The following is a 14,500-nucleotide window of genomic DNA, read 5'->3' as shown; positions in this document are numbered from 1 at the left end:
CCGCGTCACCCGCGACGGAGCCCCTGGTGCAACGCGTCGGCGGCGCGCTGGTCGCCGCGGCGGAAGCACTGACCGGCGGCGACGGGGGCGAACCGGCCGTGAACCAGCGGTTCCTGCTGGACTGCCTCCGGCTCATGATCGCCACACCCGCGCTACGAGCCCGGCACCTGGACAGCCAGCACGCACTGGAACGGACCATCGCCGACGCGCTCGGTGACGCCCCGTCCGATCCCGGCGCCGCCTTCCCCGCCCAGGCGGCGATCAGCGCCTGCCTGGCCGTGACGCACACCGCGCTGACGCGCTGGGCCGAGGACGACGGGCGGACGAGCCTGCCCGGCCTGATCGCGCGCGCGTTCGCCGCGGCCTTCGGGCAGCAGCCCCGGCGCACACCCCCCGCCGCGCCCACCGGCCCGGTAGGCCTGCCGCCGTGAGGCGTGCGGAGCGGGACGGGATATCGGGCCGGTTCTCCGACGTTGCGCCGCAACGGCGGCAGGCCCGCCGTCGACCGGCGGCGGGCCGGTCCACGACGGGGCGCCCGCCGTCCTGGCCGTACGTCCTCACAGGCTGCGGGCGGTGATGTCGCCGTTGGAGGTGGTGGCGCGGATGTCGAGTTCCGTGGTGCCGTCGTTCTTGAGGGAGTTGCTGACGCGGCCGTGGTCGGTGCCGGCGTCCAGGGAGGCCGAGACGCCCGCCGCGGCGGCGACCGAGATGCTGCCGGACCGGGTGCGGAGCACGACCTCGCCGCGCACGGCCTCGGCGATGCGGATGTCGCCCCTTGCGGTGCTGATGTCCGCGGGGCCGGCGAGCCGGCCGACCTCGACGTCGCCGTCCGTCGCGGTGAGCCGGAGGCTCGCGGCCTCGTCGACCTTGATCCGGCGGTACGCGCCCTCGAAGACGACGTCGCCGAGGCGTCCGACGCCGCGCAGTTCGGTGCCGGCGGCCTTGACCTCGACCCGCGAGCCGGCGGGCAGCTGGACGGTGACCTCCAGGGCGCCGGAGGATCCGACGAGCCGGTTGCCGGAAGCTCCCGCGGCGATCCGCAGGACGCCGTCGGCGTAGCTGACGGTGGCCTGCTCGGCGGCCTTGGTGTCGCGGCTCTTGGCGGGGTCGGCCGCCAGCACCTCGACGGTGGTGTCGGCGCGGTCGGCGGCTATGAACTGGACGCGCCCGGCGGGGATGTCCAGGACGGCGGAGATCGGGGCGGGGGTGTCGAACTTCTGCATGGTGCTCTCCGGTGCTCGTTCTCGGTTTCTGACATGGGAAACGCTACGTTGCTTTCCAGATCCAGGCAACGCCTTCATTGCACTGGATCTTCATTTACCATGGTCAGAGCAATCAAACCGTTGCAACGGCCATGAACGCAACGCAACGACGGCTATCCAGCCGTTGCAATGAGTGGAACGTGAACGCTATGCTGGTGCACTCAGGGACCACCGCGAGGGATCACCGAGGAGACCGCGATGCCGGGAGGCAGGCTCACCCAGGCCGAACGACGCCAGATCGCGCTGGGGCTGGCCGACAGCCTCCCCTACGCCGAGATCGCCCGCCGCCTCGACCGCCCGACCTCGACGGTCACCCGCGAGGTGATGCGCAACGGCGGTCCCACCGCCTACCGCGCCGACCTGGCCCACCGCGCCACCGAACGCCGCGCCCACCAGCGCAGGCCCGCCGCCGCACCGGGGCCGGAGTCGGCACCCCAGCCGCACGGACGCGACGCCGGGGCCGTGGCCGAGTACGAGGAGACGTTCACCACCGTCCTCATGGGCTCGGGGCTGACCAAGATGGCGTCCCGGGTGCTGACCTGCCTCTTCACCACCGACGCCGGCAGCCTCACCGCGTCCCAGCTCGCCCAGCGCCTCCAGGTCAGCCCTGCGTCGGTCTCCAAGGCCATCGCCTTCCTGGAGAGCCAGAGCCTGGTCCGCCGGGAACGCGACGAGCACCGCCGCGACCGCTATGTCGTCGACGACGAGCTCTTCTACCAGGCGACGATCGCCAGCGCCCGGGCCAACGACCAGCTCGTCGAGACCGCCCGCCAGGGCGTCGCCGTCCTCGGCCCCCACACCCCCGCGGCCGCCCGCCTGGAGAACATCGCCCGCTTCCTCGACTTCATCAGCGAGAGCATCACCCGCGCCGCGGAACAGGCCCGCGAGGTCCTGCACACCAGCCCCCGCCAGGAGCCCCCTCCCGACCCCAAATGACTCGCCCCGCGAAGGCCGGCCGCCCTAGGGTTCCGACCCATGGACTGGCGAACCTGGCACGACGCTTACGACCAGCCCGGCTCCTGGCCGGCCCGGCGGCTTGAGGTGGTGCAGGAGCAGATCCGGGTCGCACTGCACGCCGGCCCGCCCGGCGCCCTGCGGGTCGTCAGCCTGTGCGCCGGCCAGGGGCGCGATCTGCTGGAGGCGCTGGCCGGCCATCCCCGGCGTGACGACGTGCGCGCGCGTCTGGTCGAACTGGACCCGCGGAACACCGCGTTCGCCGAGGAGTCGGCCCGGGCGGCCGGCCTGGAGCAGGTGGAGGTGGTGACGGGGGACGCCTCGCTCACCGATCAGTACCTCGGCATGGTCCCGGCCGACCTCGTGCTGGTCTGCGGGGTGTTCGGCAACATCAGCGACGCGGACATCGAGCGCACGATCGACTCGTGCTCCCAGTTGTGCAGGAGCGGCGGCACCGTCGTCTGGACCCGCCACCGCGGCGCGCCCGACCGCGTACCGCTGGTCTGCGAGCGGTTCGCCGCGCGCGGGTTCGACCTGCGATGGCTGTCGGAGCCGGATGCCGGCTTCGGTGTCGGCGCGCACCGCTTCACCGGCGAACCGCAGCCGCTGGTGCCCGGGACGAGCCTGTTCACCTTCGTCGGGTACGACGTCCTGAGGCAGGCGTCGGGGCAGGCGTCGGGGCAGGCGTCGGGGCAGGGGTGAGGCGGGTGCAGTCGTACCGGCCCTCTAGGGTCGGGGGCATGTCTGCCGCCCGTGAACCCGCCGCCGCGCCCCCTCTCGTCCTGCGTCCCGCAACCCGCGCCGACCTGCCCGTCGTACTGGCCCTGCTGGCCGGCGAGGAGGAGGTGGTGGACCCGGCGGCCGTCGCCGTCACCGAGCCCTACGAGCGCGCCTTCGCCGCCATCGACGCCGATCCGCGCAACGAACTGCTGGTCCTGGTCGAGGCGTTCGAGGACCAGGGGGCCGGCGGGGAGGTGGTGGGCTGCCTGCAGGCGACGTACATCCCCGGGCTCGGCAAGGGCGGAGCCGAGCGTGCGCTGATCGAGGCGGTGCGCGTCCGCGCGGACCGCCGCGGCGGCGGGCTCGGCAGGATCCTGATGGAGGGCACGATCGAGCGGGCGCGGGCGCGCGGCTGCACACTCGTCCAGCTGACGAGCAACAAGCGGCGCGAGGACGCGCACCGCTTCTATGCGGGGCTGGGATTCGCGCGCAGCCACGACGGGTTCAAGCTTCCGCTCTAGGGTCCGCCGCAGGGTCGTCGCCGGGTCAGGTCCAGGTGGGCAGGCGGGCGGCGTAGCGGGCGCCGAAGCCGCCGTCGGGGAGGATCTCGTCGACGGCCGCGAGGTCGGTCGCGGTGAGGACGACCTCGGCGGCGGCCGCGTTCTCCTCGACCCGGGACGGGCTGCGGGTGCCGGGGATGGGGACGATGTGCTCGCCGCGGCCGAGCAGCCAGGCCAGCGCGAGCTGGGAGACGGTGATCCCCCGGCCGGCGGCGAGTTCGCCGAGGCGCCGGACGGCGTCGAGGTTCTTCTCGTAGTTGCCGGGCTGCCAGCGGGGATCGGTGCCGCGCATGTCGGTCGCGTCGTACTGCGCGGCGGGCCTGGCGGTGCCGGTGAGGAAGCCCCGGCCGAGCGGGGAGTAGGCGACGAAGCCGATGCCCAGCTCCTCCAGGGTGGGGAAGAGCTGCTCGACGTCGCGCTCGAAGAGCGAGTACTCGGTCTGCAGGACGGAGACCGGCTGCACGGCGTGGGCGCGGCGGACGGTCTGCGGTCCTGCCTCGCTGAGCCCGAAGTACTTCACCTTGCCGGCGTCGATCAGTTCCTTGACGGCCCCCGCGACGTCCTCGATGGGGACGTCGGGGTCGACGCGGTGCTGGTAGAGGACGTCGAGGTGGTCGACGCCGAGGTTGCCCAGGCTGCTGTCGACGACCTCGCGGATGTGCCCGGGACGGCTGTCGGTCTCAAGGTCGCGGGTGAAGCCGAACTTGGTGGCGATGACCACCTGGTCGCGGAAGCCGGCCAGCGCGCGGCCGACGATCTTCTCGTTCTCGCCCCAGCCGTAGACCTCGGCGGTGTCGAAGTGGGTGATCCCCAGGTCGTAGGCGCGGCGGATGGCGGCGACGCCCTCCTGCTCGTCGCTGGGGCCGTAGGCGATCGAGATGCCCATCGCGCCGTAGCCGAGGGCGGAGACCTCCAGGCCCTGGCTGCCGAGTGTCCTGTGCTGCATGGCGATGGCGCCTCTCCCGACGGAAACGGAACCCTTCGGTTCGAGCCTAGGCAGCGTGGGTGCCCTCCCCCGCCGCCTGCGCGCCCGCAGGTCCGTGGCCGTCGCCGAGACCACCCGTTCGGCCCAGTGCGTCAGGGGGGCGTCAAGGCCGGGCTCCCGGCGTCAAGCGTGCGTCAGGGCGTACGGGGTCCACCCCGGTGCCGGGCTTAGCGTCGTGAAGTGCCGCGGGTCCTCGAAGGCCCGCGGCAACCGACGTCACAAGGAGTACGCCATGTCGGCACCCACCACCCCGGAGGAAGCAGAGCCCCTTGAACGGGGCCCGGCCGGACACGCGCTGTTCGTTCCCGTCCGGCCGGGACCCGCGGGGTGCACCACCCGCTTCTTCCGCAACGCCCTCGGCGGGCGTACCGCGGTCGCCTTCACCAGCGAACCCGCGCTGATCCGGGCGCTCGGACCCGACCAGCGCTGGATGCGCCTGTCGGAGCCGGCCCTGCGCGCGCTGGCCGGCCCCCTCGGGATCACCGAGGTGCGCATCGACCCCCGGCTGTCCGCGCCGGCGCCGGGGCCGGGACCAGCCCTCCCGCAGGCCCCGCACCACGCGCTCGTCGGCCAGGACAGGTTCTAGGAGGCAACCCGTGTCCGTATCCCTGACTCCGATCCCCGTGCCCACCTCGGAACCGGACCCGCTGTCGGTGTGGCCGGCGTCGGCCAGGCGCGCTCCGCACGGTGACCTGACCGTCGCCGGGGTCTCGCTCGCCGAGGCCGCCGACCGCTTCGGCACCCCGCTGTACGTCCTGGACGAGGCCGAACTGCGGAGCCGCTGCCGCACCTACACCGCCGCCTTCCCCGAGGCCGACGTGATCTACGCGGCCAAGGCGTTCCTGTGCCGGGCGGTCGCCACCTGGGTACGCGGCGAGGGCCTCGGCCTGGACGTGTGCTCGGCCGGCGAGCTGGAACTGGCCGCCGCCACCGGCTTCCCCGCCGACCGCATCGTGCTGCACGGCAACGCCAAGTCCCCGCAGGACCTGCGGAGCGCGGTGCGGCTCGGCGTCGGCCGGATCGTCATCGACAACGCCACCGAGATCGCCCGGCTGGCCACCCTCGTCGCACCGCACGACCGGCAGAAGGTGCTGCTGCGGGTCGTCCCCGGCGTGGTCGCCGGCGGGCACAAGGCGGTCCGCACCGGCACCGACGACCAGAAGTTCGGGGTGTCCATCGCCGACGGCTCCGCCCTGCACACCGTGGAGCGCATCCTCGGCCAGCCGCGCCTGGAACTGGTCGGCCTGCACTGCCACATCGGCTCCCAGGTCACCGAGGTCAAGCCGTACCTGGCGGCGCTGCGCCGGCTCATCGGCCTACTGGCCCGCATCCGCGACCAGCACGGCATCGTCCTGCCGCAGCTCGACCTCGGCGGCGGCCACGCGGTGGCCTACCGCCCGGGCGACACCGCCCTGGACATCACCGCGCTGGCCGCCCGTACCAGGGCAGAACTCGCCGACGGCTGCCGCCGCAACGGCCTGCCCGTCCCGCGGCTGACCATCGAGCCGGGCAGGGCCATCGTCGGCCCCGCCGCCGTCGCCCTCTACCGCGTCCTGGCCGTCAAGCACACCGGCGGCCGCACCCTGGTCGCGGTGGACGGCGGCATGAGCGACAACCCGAGGCCCGCGCTGTACGGGGTCCGCTACGCGCCGACCCTCGTCGGCCGCGCCGCGGCACCGGGCCGCACGCCGGTCACGGTCGTCGGCCGGTACTGCGAGGCCGGCGACATCCTCGCCGAGGACGTGGCGCTCCCCGAGGACGTACGTCCCGGCGACCTGCTGGCGGTGCCGGTCGCCGGGGCGTACCAGCTCTCGATGGCGGGCAGCTACAACATGGTCGGCCGCCCCCCGCTGATCGCCGTCGCCAACGGCCAGGCCCGGGTGCTGATACGCCGGGAGTCCCCGGCCGACCTGCGCCTGCGCGACATCGGCATCTGAACGCGCCACGGGCCGCGACGGCCCGGCCGGCGGACCGGGCACCCCCGTTCGCGTACGGCACCTGGACACGGAAGGAGGCGAAGCGCCATGGCACACAGCGGGCGGGTCGTCGTCGGCGTCAGCGGATCGCTGCGGAGCCTGGGCGCCCTGCACCGGGCGGTGGACGAGGCCCGGCACCGCGGCGGCGGACTCGTGGCGGTCCTGGCCTGGACGCCGGTGGGCGGTGAGGGGACCGCCCGCAGGACGCCCTGCACGCCGACGCTCGCGGCCTGGGAGAAAGCCGCCGCGGCCCGTTTGGAGCAGGCCTTCCGGGACGCCTTCGGCGGTCGCCCGAACGGCGTCCCCCTGAGTCTGGTCACCGCGCGCGGCGAGGCGGGTACGGCGCTGACGCAACTCGCCGACCGGCCGGACGACCTGCTGGTGATCAGCACCGGACGGCAGGGCGGACTGACCCGGCTCTTCCACGGCGGGGTGAGCCGGTACTGCCTGGCGCACGCGCACTGCGACGTCCTCGCCGTCCCGCCGTCGGAGCTGATGCGCGACCTGGACCGCGCCCTGCGGCCGCGCGCGGCCGCGTGAAGGACGCCGCGGCTCGGCATACTGGCGGCGACGCCACCCCGAGGAGGAGTCCGTCGTGCCGCTGATCCGCAGCCTCCGCTCCGCAGCCCGCCGTGTCCAGCGGCGGCCGCGCCGGGTGGACCTCAGCCACCCGGCCCGCTCCCCGCTGGGCAGCGCCGTGGTGAACTGCGTCGTCTACCGCGACGGCGTGCGCCAGCTGGGTGACTGCACGCCGGACGAGGCCGTACGCAAGATCCGCCGCTCCGGCGGCTTCGTGTGGATGGGCCTGTACGAACCCACCCAGGAGGAGTTCGCCGGCATCACCGAGCTGTTCGGGCTCCACCCGCTGGCCGTGGAGGACTCCGTCCACGCGCACCAGCGGCCCAAGGTCGAACGCTACGACGGCACGCTCTTCACCGTCCTGAAGACCGTCGCCTACGTCACCCACGAGCGCCTGACCACGACGAGCGAGATCGTGAGCACCGGGGAGATCATGGTGTTCACCGGCCCCGACTTCGTCATCACCGTCCGGCACGGCGGGCACAGCTCGCTCGGCCCGATGCGCGAGGAACTGGAGGGCAGGCCCGACCATCTGGCGCTGGGCCCCATGGCCGTGCTGCACGCCATCGTCGACCATGTCGTCGACCAGTACCTGGACGTGACGGACTCGGTGCAGGACGACGTCGACGCGGTCGAGATCGAGGTCTTCTCCCCGACCGGCACGCGCGGCACGGACGCCGGGCGCATCTACCAGCTCAAGCGCGAACTCCTGGAACTCAAACGGGCGGTGTCCCCGCTGGTCCGTCCCCTGCAACTGCTCGTCGAGCGGGCGTACGAGCCGGTCGACCCGGAGATCCGCCGATACTTCCGCGACGTGGGCGACCACCTGTCCAAGGCCAACGAGCAGATCAACGCCTTCGACGAACTGCTCAACTCGATCCTCCAGGCGAACATCGCCCAGGTCACCGTCGCCCAGAACGAGGACATGCGCAAGATCACCGCCTGGGCCGCGATCATCGCGGTGCCCACGCTGATCAGCGGCATCTACGGCATGAACTTCGACCACATGCCGGAACTGCACTGGCTGTACGGCTATCCGATCGTCGTGGCCGTCATGGTCACCGCCTGCCTGCTGATCCATCGGGGCTTCCGCCGCAACGGCTGGCTCTGACCGCGGCCTGAGGGGTGTCAGTACGGCGCGGGCGGGCACGCGAGGGCATGTGAGAACCCAAGCAGCGAGACAAGCGGTGCGGCCCCGTTCGCGGCACCTGACCAGCGGCGAGGCCGTCGCGGCCGGAGCCCGTGCGGGCTTCGTGGCCCGCGGGGTCATCTACGTCCTCATCGGTGTCCTGGCGGTACGCATCGCCACCGCCGACAGCGGCGGGCAGCAGCAGGCCGACCGGGGCGGCGCGCTCGCGGAGATCGCGCACAAGCCGCTCGGCGGCGTCCTGCTGTGGCTGCTCGGCACAGGGCTGGCCGGCATGGCCCTGTGGCGGCTGTCCCAGGCCGCCTTCGGGCAGGGCGGCCCCGACGGCGACAAGCCGGGCAAGCGCGCGACCAGCGCGGCACGCTGCGTCTTCTACGGCTTCGTGTCGTACTCCGTGCTCGCCTACGCGGCCGGCGACAAGGGCAGCGGCAGCGGATCGACCGACCGGCAGACCAACGACGTGACGGCCAAGGCCCTGGACTGGCCCGGCGGTCAGTGGATCGTCGCGGTCGCGGGCGTCGGCGTGGGGTGCGCGGGCCTGTGGATCGCCGGCCGCGCCGTGCTGCGCAAGTTCCGCAAGCACCTGAAGACGGCGGAGATGTCCCGGTGGCAACGCCGCGCGGTGGACGCCGTCGGGGTGTTCGGCGGCACGGCGCGCGGAGTCGTGCTCGCCACCGCGGGCGGCTTCGCCGTGGCCGCCGCGGTCGAGCACACCCCTGGCAAGTCCAAGGGCATGGACGACACCCTGCGCTCGTTCGTCGACACGCCCGCCGGGCCGTGGCTGCTGGTCCTCGTCGCGGCCGGGCTGATCGCCTTCGGCGCATTCTCCTGGGCCAACGCCCGCTGGCGCAGGCTCTGAACGGTTCGTGAACGCCGCGGCCGCCGGACGGTGAATCCGGCGGCCGCACAGCGCTCTCCCGAATTGCGGCCCAATTGCCCTCCCGGCAAAGGTGGTCTGCTTCTCCTGCCGCAGCCCGGCATTCTCCGGCAAGCATCGGGCGCCACGAATTTCCGGCACAGCAGCGGGCGTTGCCCGCCCCCTCGCGAGGGGGCGGGCAACGCCCGGTGGTCCAGGTCTGCTTGGTGCCGCTACCAGCGATACCACCGGCCTCGGCCACCGCTGCTGTGGGTACCACGCATGACGAATCCCAGCAGCCACAACACGAGCACCACGACCGCGATCCACCACAGAAGGTGGAGTGCGAATCCCGCACCGAAAAGAAGCAGTGCGAGCAGAAGAACGACGAGCACCGGTCCCATGATTATCAACCTCCAACGAGCCGCCTGCCCCCACTCCGAACACCCATGCGGAATTCCGCACACCGCATTTCCGGGACGCGACAGAGCGCCGCCGCCGGCGCACGGCACACTGGTCCGCATGACACCCGACGCACTCAAAGCCGTCTGCCTGGGACTGAACGGGGCGGTCGAGACCTTCCCCTTCAACGCGGAGACCTCCGTCTTCAAGGTCGACGGGAAGATCTTCGCGATCAGCGCCCTGGACTCGGGACCGCTGAGCGTGAGCCTGAAGTGCGAGCCCGAGATCGCCGTGCGGCTGCGCGAGATGCATCAGGAGATCACCGCCGGCTGGCATCTCAACAAGCGCCACTGGAACACGGTGCACCTCGACGGGTCGCTGCCCGACGGCCTGGTCGTCGAGATGGTCGAGGACTCCTACGACCTGATCGTCGCCAAGCTCCCGCGCGCCCGGCAACTCCTGCTGGACTGGCCCGGGGTGCGCAGGCCCGACGAACGCTGATGCCGCCGTACGGCTTCACCACGATCGCGTGGACGCCTGTGAGGTGGGTCTCAAGACGCCATATACCACATCGGGCGATGTCATAAAGTTATCAATCACCCCTACTGGAATTCCTGGTCCTTTTCCGGACGGATACGGCGAAGGCCTGTTCGGGTACAGAGCTGGACAGACCAGCACGATCTGATCCCCCCACCCGGGCGTGCCTCCCCACGGGCGGCGTCCCGAGCGAACGAGGAACGACCATGGCGTCCAGCCTGACGAAGGACGCCGCCCGGCAGAGCAGTCCGACTCCTCCGGGCGGTGCGAAGAGCTTCTTCGGCCACCCCCGTGGCCTGGCCACGCTCTTCATGACCGAGATGTGGGAGCGCTTCAGCTTCTACGGCATGCGCGCGCTGCTGCCGCTCTACCTGATCGCCGGCGGGCCGGCCGCCGACAAGGGCTCGCAGGGCGGCGGGCTGGCCATGACGGCCGCCACGGCCACCGCCATCTACTCGATCTACCTGGCGATGGTCTACCTGCTCGCCATGCCGGGCGGCTGGTTCGGCGACCGGGTCTGGGGTCCGCGCAAGACCGTCGTGGTCTCCTCGGCGATCATCATGGCCGGCCACCTGACGCTGGCGCTCCCCGGCGAGGGGCCGTTCTTCGGCGGCCTGGCCCTGGTGGCGATCGGCTCCGGGCTGCTCAAGGCCAACATCTCGACGATGGTCGGGCACCTCTACGACGGCCCCGACGACCCCCGCAGGGACGGCGGCTTCACCGTCTTCTACATGGGCATCAACGTCGGCGCCTTCGCCGCGCCGCTGGTCATCGGCACCGTCGGCCAGAACTACAGCTGGCACCTGGGCTTCGCGCTGGCCGCGGTGGGCATGGCGCTGGGCCTGTTCCAGTTCCTGCTGGGCACCCGGCACCTCAGCGAGCGCAGCAGCGTCGTCCCCAAGCCGCTGAGCCGCGCCGAGCGCAACGCGACCCTGCGCAAGAGCATGCTGTGGCTGCTCGTAGCGGCGGTCTTCTACGGCGTGCTGGCCGGCACCGGCGTCTACACCCTGAACTGGGCGTTGGTGCCGATCACCCTGATCGGCCTGGTCATCCCGGTCGCCGTCCTGGCGCGCATCAGCCGCGACAAGGAGCTGACGAAGACCGAGCGGTCCAAGATGAGCGGCTACATCTGGTTCTTCGTGGCCGCCGCCGTGTTCTGGATGATCTACGACCAGGGCGGGTCGACGATGTCGATCTTCGGCGACAGCAAGAGCCGCGACACCCTGTTCGGCTTCGGCTTCCCCTCGTCCTGGTACCAGTCGGTGAACCCGCTGTGGATCATGGCGCTGGCGCCGGTCATCGCATGGGTGTGGGTGTGGCTGGCGCGCAGGAACCGGGAGCCCGGCACCACGGCGAAGTTCGCGATCGGCCTGTTCCTGATCGGCGCGTCGTTCCTCGTCTTCATCGTGCCGATGGCGATGGCGTCGGACGGCACGAAGGTCAGCCCGATGTGGCTGGTGTCGATCTACATGATCCAGACCGTCGGCGAGCTGGCCCTGTCCCCGGTCGGCCTGTCGGTGACCACGAAGATGGCGCCGGCCAAGTACGGCAGCCAGATGATGGGCGTCTGGTTCCTGGCCGTCACCGCGGGCGACTGCACGACGAGCCTGCTGTCCCTGGCGGGCGTCGATCTGAACGGCACGAACGTGGTGGCGTTCGAGGGCGTCCTCGCCTGTATCGCGGGCTACGCGATCTGGACCTACCGGCGCAAGGTGGCCGCCCTCATGGGCGACGTGCGCTGAGGCCCCGGCCCCTCGGCTCCTTGGGCCGATCGGCGCCCGGCCACGGCGTGCCTCGCCCGTCCCGGCGGGCGCCGGTGGAGGATCGGTGGGGCGGCGGTGCGCTTCCGCGCCGCCCCCCGGCGTGAAGAGGTCCCGATGAAGGCGTTCGACGACGGCCTCCGCGGCGACGCGCCGGGCGGCGGCCGCTACGGCGAGGCCGTCTTCCCTCCCGGCCAGGCGGGCGAGGACGAGCGCATCGACTACGGCGCCCTCGCCTACGACGACGTCACCATGGCGCGGCTGCGGGCGCTGGGGGCCGGCCCCGGGTGGCACTGCCTCGACGTGGGCGCCGGTACCGGCACGGTCTCCCGCCGGCTGCTGGCCGAGGCCGGGGTGGCGAGCGTGCTCGCCGTGGACCGCGACGTGCGCTTCCTGGCCGAGCGGCCCGCACCGGGGCTCGACGTGCTGGAGGCCGACATCACCGCCCCGGGCGCCGTCCCGGGCCGCTTCCGGCTCGTCCACGCGCGCTTCGTGCTGATGCACCTGCCCGAGCGCGAGCGCCTGATCGCGACGCTGGCGGAGCATGTCGCGCCCGGCGGGGTGCTGGTGCTCAGCGACGCGGTCGACCTGACGAGCGACCGTACGCCCGGCACGCCGTACACCGCGGCGATGCGGGCGATGTGGCAGGGGCTGCGGACGACCATCGGCACCGATGTCTCCTGGGTGCCGTCGTACCCGCGGCTGCTGCGGGAGGCGGGGCTGGTGTCCGTCGGGGCCGAGATCCACGTGCCTGCGCTGCTTCCCGGCAGCCCGATCAGCCGCTTCTGGGCGGACACCTGGGAGCGCAGCAGGGCCGCGATGCTCGCCACCGGGCTCGTCGACAGCGCGGGCGTCGACGCGGCCGTCCGCTACCTGGACTCCGACGAGTGCGCCGCGCTGTCCGCCGGCATGCTCACCGCCTGGGGACGGAGACCCGGCGAGGCGTGACCCCGCCCGAGCGGGGCGCCGGGCGTCAGGAGTCGGGGTCCGCCTGGCTGCGTCCGGGCAGGAGCTGCTCGGCCCAGATCGTCTTGCCGCGCGCCGTCGGGCGTACGCCCCAGTCCAGGGTGAACTGGGCGACGAGGAAGAGCCCCCGGCCGCCTTCGTCGTCGTCGTGCGCCCGCCGCAGCGTCGGGGCGGAGCCGCTGGAGTCGCTCACCTCGCAGGCCAGCGTGTTCTCGCGCATGATCAGGCGCAGCTCGACGGCGCCTTCTGAGTACCGCAGTCCGTTGGTGACCAGTTCGCTGACCAGCAGCTCGGTGCTGGGCACCAATTCCTCCAGCCCCCAGTCGGCGAGTTTGATCGCCGCCATCCGGCGGGCATGGGCGGCGCTCTCGGAGCGGTTGGGCAGGTCCCAGGAGTAGGTGCGGTCGGGACCCAGGACCCGGGTGCGCGCCAGGAAGAGGATGGTGTCGTCCCCCGGCCCGTCGGGGAAGGCCTCGGTGAGGACGTTCTGGGTCACCTTGTGGAGGTCGTCGTCTCCCGATGCGAGAGCGCGCGACAGGGCGGGTCCCGGCTCGGACAGGCTCTCGGTGTGCAGGGCCAGCACGCTTCCTGCGGAAAGGGTGACGCGGGTGAGCGGGTACGCCGGATGCCCCTGGCCGCCCAGGGCGGGACCCGCGGTCGCGTCGATCACTTCGGTGTGCCCGTCGGGATGGACGACGGTCGGCGCGACATGCCCGGCGCAGGCGACGGTGCAGGTCCCGGTCACCGGATCGTAGAAGGCCAGCACGCACGCGACGGTGAGCCCGTCGGCCCTGGGCCCGTCGGAGGTGAGCGTCGAACGCCCCGTCGCCGAGGTGACGACCTGGCCGTGGACGCGGGCGAGGATCTCGTCCGCCCGCAGGCCGACCGCGGCGAGCGTCGCGACGGCCGTGCTGACCTGGCCCATGAGGCTGACCGCCGGCATGCCGTGCCCGGCGACCTCGCCGACGACGCAGGCGATCCGGGCGCCGGAGAGCGGCACCACGTCGAACCAGGAACCGCCCGCCGCGACCGGCAGGTAGGTCCACGCGGTCTCGGCGGCGACGTGCTCGGGGAGCCGCCCGGGCACCAGCGTGCGCTGGACGAGCCGGGCGAGCGCCTTCTCCCGGGCGTGGCGGCGCGCGTTGTCGACGCACACCGCGGCGAAGGCCGCGACGCCCACCGCCTCGGCCAGGTCCTCGTCGTCGAACCCGGGGCTCGCGCCGAGCCGGTAGAAGGACGCCAGGCCCAGCGGCACCCCGCGGACGGAGAGCGGTACCGCGATCAGCGAGTGCGCCCCCTCGGCGTGCACCAGGCCGGCCTGCTCGGGTTCGCGGGACAGCCAGGCGTCGTCCGGGTCGAGGCGGCGTACGAGGCGCGGCCGGAGGTCGCCGAGCGCCTGCGCGTGCGGCGATCCGAACCGCAGGACCCAGGCGTCCCCGACCCCGAGCAGGCCGGGAACGTGGCCGGCTGCGGCGACCGCGGCACGCCGCACCGCGGCCTGCTCGTCGGGCGGCCCCGGCGCGGGCGCGTCGCCGCGCAGCACCGCGTCGAGCAGGTCGACGACGGCCACGTCCGCGAAGCCGTCCACCGCGAGGCCGGCCAACTCGGCCGCGGTGCGGAAGAGATCGACGGTGGTGCCGACCTCCGTCGCGGCCCGTTCCAGCAGCCGCAGCCGCTCGCCGGGACCGCCCTGCGCCGCCGCGGGCGCGGCGCGTCCCGTGCCCTCGTCGCCGTGCATGCCTTCCTGGGGCATGGAGAACCTCCTGGACGCGGGTGTCGGCACGGCGGGCCAGGAG

At 72.8% G+C, this 14,500-nt stretch carries 16 protein-coding genes; 12 read left to right on the top strand and 4 right to left on the bottom strand.

Translation table 11 applies throughout. The features are described 5' to 3' along the window. Nucleotides 1-26: 26 nt before the first annotated feature. Nucleotides 27-431, top strand: a complete 405-nt coding sequence (locus NFU81_RS38410) for an acyl-CoA-like ligand-binding transcription factor (RefSeq protein ID WP_251501215.1) — start codon at nucleotides 27-29, stop codon at nucleotides 429-431. Nucleotides 432-557: 126 nt separating this feature from the next. Here NFU81_RS38410 and NFU81_RS38405 read toward each other — a convergent pair whose 3' ends face one another. After that, entirely contained in the window at nucleotides 558-1,223 is a 666-nt protein-coding gene (locus NFU81_RS38405) for a DUF4097 family beta strand repeat-containing protein (protein WP_251501213.1), read from the bottom strand. Between the two features lie 237 nt (nucleotides 1,224-1,460). Between NFU81_RS38405 and NFU81_RS38400 the strand changes: the two genes are divergently transcribed. From NFU81_RS38400 to NFU81_RS38390, 3 genes are read left to right on the top strand one after another with little or no spacing between them, the layout of a single operon-like run. Further along, nucleotides 1,461-2,198 (top strand): helix-turn-helix domain-containing protein, encoded by a 738-nt coding sequence (locus NFU81_RS38400; RefSeq protein WP_251501210.1) that lies wholly within the window; start codon nucleotides 1,461-1,463, stop codon nucleotides 2,196-2,198. Nucleotides 2,199-2,237: 39 nt separating this feature from the next. Next, the gene (locus NFU81_RS38395; RefSeq protein ID WP_251501207.1) at nucleotides 2,238-2,918 is read left to right on the top strand and encodes a class I SAM-dependent methyltransferase; all 681 of its coding nucleotides are present in this window, start codon (nucleotides 2,238-2,240) and stop codon (nucleotides 2,916-2,918) included. 38 nt (nucleotides 2,919-2,956) lie between these two features. Next, nucleotides 2,957-3,457 carry a GNAT family N-acetyltransferase gene (locus NFU81_RS38390; RefSeq protein WP_251501204.1) on the top strand — a complete coding sequence of 167 codons (501 nt, stop codon included), beginning with the start codon at nucleotides 2,957-2,959 and terminating at the stop codon, nucleotides 3,455-3,457. A 25-nt stretch (nucleotides 3,458-3,482) separates the two neighbouring features. On the opposite strand, the gene NFU81_RS38385 is transcribed toward NFU81_RS38390, so the two are convergent. Next, nucleotides 3,483-4,442 (bottom strand): aldo/keto reductase, encoded by a 960-nt coding sequence (locus NFU81_RS38385; RefSeq protein WP_251501201.1) that lies wholly within the window; start codon nucleotides 4,440-4,442, stop codon nucleotides 3,483-3,485. Nucleotides 4,443-4,713: 271 nt separating this feature from the next. Between NFU81_RS38385 and NFU81_RS38380 the strand changes: the two genes are divergently transcribed. The 5 genes from NFU81_RS38380 to NFU81_RS38360 all read left to right on the top strand — a co-directional run bounded on the left by NFU81_RS38380 (nucleotide 4,714) and on the right by NFU81_RS38360 (nucleotide 9,042). Next, the gene (locus NFU81_RS38380; protein ID WP_251501198.1) at nucleotides 4,714-5,067 is read left to right on the top strand and encodes an SAV_915 family protein; all 354 of its coding nucleotides are present in this window, start codon (nucleotides 4,714-4,716) and stop codon (nucleotides 5,065-5,067) included. A 10-nt stretch (nucleotides 5,068-5,077) separates the two neighbouring features. Next, entirely contained in the window at nucleotides 5,078-6,418 is a 1,341-nt protein-coding gene (gene lysA / locus NFU81_RS38375) for a diaminopimelate decarboxylase (RefSeq protein WP_251501196.1), read from the top strand. An 87-nt stretch (nucleotides 6,419-6,505) separates the two neighbouring features. Further along, nucleotides 6,506-6,997, top strand: a complete 492-nt coding sequence (locus NFU81_RS38370) for a universal stress protein (RefSeq protein ID WP_251501193.1) — start codon at nucleotides 6,506-6,508, stop codon at nucleotides 6,995-6,997. A 61-nt stretch (nucleotides 6,998-7,058) separates the two neighbouring features. Beyond that, entirely contained in the window at nucleotides 7,059-8,147 is a 1,089-nt protein-coding gene (gene corA / locus NFU81_RS38365) for a magnesium/cobalt transporter CorA (protein WP_251501404.1), read from the top strand. Nucleotides 8,148-8,223: 76 nt separating this feature from the next. Further along, entirely contained in the window at nucleotides 8,224-9,042 is an 819-nt protein-coding gene (locus tag NFU81_RS38360) for a DUF1206 domain-containing protein (protein WP_251501190.1), read from the top strand. A gap of 230 nt (nucleotides 9,043-9,272) precedes the next feature. Here the strand turns inward: NFU81_RS38360 and NFU81_RS38355 are convergent, their stop codons facing one another. Next, nucleotides 9,273-9,443, bottom strand: a complete 171-nt coding sequence (locus NFU81_RS38355) for a DUF5670 family protein (RefSeq protein ID WP_251501187.1) — start codon at nucleotides 9,441-9,443, stop codon at nucleotides 9,273-9,275. A 118-nt stretch (nucleotides 9,444-9,561) separates the two neighbouring features. Here NFU81_RS38355 and NFU81_RS38350 point away from each other — a divergent pair, with 118 nt between their 5' ends. The 3 genes from NFU81_RS38350 to NFU81_RS38340 all read left to right on the top strand — a co-directional run bounded on the left by NFU81_RS38350 (nucleotide 9,562) and on the right by NFU81_RS38340 (nucleotide 12,686). After that, nucleotides 9,562-9,942 (top strand): MmcQ/YjbR family DNA-binding protein, encoded by a 381-nt coding sequence (locus NFU81_RS38350; RefSeq protein WP_251501184.1) that lies wholly within the window; start codon nucleotides 9,562-9,564, stop codon nucleotides 9,940-9,942. A gap of 242 nt (nucleotides 9,943-10,184) precedes the next feature. Further along, the gene (locus NFU81_RS38345) at nucleotides 10,185-11,720 is read left to right on the top strand and encodes a peptide MFS transporter (RefSeq protein WP_251501181.1); all 1,536 of its coding nucleotides are present in this window, start codon (nucleotides 10,185-10,187) and stop codon (nucleotides 11,718-11,720) included. 135 nt (nucleotides 11,721-11,855) lie between these two features. Next, nucleotides 11,856-12,686, top strand: a complete 831-nt coding sequence (locus NFU81_RS38340) for a class I SAM-dependent methyltransferase (protein WP_251501179.1) — start codon at nucleotides 11,856-11,858, stop codon at nucleotides 12,684-12,686. 25 nt (nucleotides 12,687-12,711) lie between these two features. Here the strand turns inward: NFU81_RS38340 and NFU81_RS38335 are convergent, their stop codons facing one another. Further along, entirely contained in the window at nucleotides 12,712-14,457 is a 1,746-nt protein-coding gene (locus NFU81_RS38335) for a SpoIIE family protein phosphatase (protein WP_251501176.1), read from the bottom strand. Nucleotides 14,458-14,500 lie beyond the last annotated feature (43 nt).

This window comes from Actinacidiphila cocklensis (assembly GCF_907177275.1).
Taxonomy (GTDB): domain Bacteria; phylum Actinomycetota; class Actinomycetes; order Streptomycetales; family Streptomycetaceae; genus Actinacidiphila; species Actinacidiphila cocklensis.
This window is presented reverse-complemented; position numbering and strand designations above follow the sequence as displayed.

Excerpts from the sequence above, each read along its gene's own strand:
- NFU81_RS38385 (WP_251501201.1), bottom strand. The coding sequence starts at position 4,442 with ATGCAGCACAGGACACTCGGCAGCCAGGGCCTGGAGGTCTCCGCCCTC.
- NFU81_RS38340 (WP_251501179.1), top strand. The coding sequence starts at position 11,856 with ATGAAGGCGTTCGACGACGGCCTCCGCGGCGACGCGCCGGGCGGCGGC.
- NFU81_RS38345 (WP_251501181.1), top strand. The coding sequence starts at position 10,185 with ATGGCGTCCAGCCTGACGAAGGACGCCGCCCGGCAGAGCAGTCCGACT.
- NFU81_RS38370 (WP_251501193.1), top strand. The coding sequence starts at position 6,506 with ATGGCACACAGCGGGCGGGTCGTCGTCGGCGTCAGCGGATCGCTGCGG.
- NFU81_RS38390 (WP_251501204.1), top strand. The coding sequence starts at position 2,957 with ATGTCTGCCGCCCGTGAACCCGCCGCCGCGCCCCCTCTCGTCCTGCGT.
- NFU81_RS38395 (WP_251501207.1), top strand. The coding sequence starts at position 2,238 with ATGGACTGGCGAACCTGGCACGACGCTTACGACCAGCCCGGCTCCTGG.
- NFU81_RS38380 (WP_251501198.1), top strand. The coding sequence starts at position 4,714 with ATGTCGGCACCCACCACCCCGGAGGAAGCAGAGCCCCTTGAACGGGGC.
- NFU81_RS38335 (WP_251501176.1), bottom strand. The coding sequence starts at position 14,457 with ATGCCCCAGGAAGGCATGCACGGCGACGAGGGCACGGGACGCGCCGCG.
- NFU81_RS38350 (WP_251501184.1), top strand. The coding sequence starts at position 9,562 with ATGACACCCGACGCACTCAAAGCCGTCTGCCTGGGACTGAACGGGGCG.
- NFU81_RS38400 (WP_251501210.1), top strand. The coding sequence starts at position 1,461 with ATGCCGGGAGGCAGGCTCACCCAGGCCGAACGACGCCAGATCGCGCTG.
- NFU81_RS38405 (WP_251501213.1), bottom strand. The coding sequence starts at position 1,223 with ATGCAGAAGTTCGACACCCCCGCCCCGATCTCCGCCGTCCTGGACATC.
- NFU81_RS38355 (WP_251501187.1), bottom strand. The coding sequence starts at position 9,443 with ATGGGACCGGTGCTCGTCGTTCTTCTGCTCGCACTGCTTCTTTTCGGT.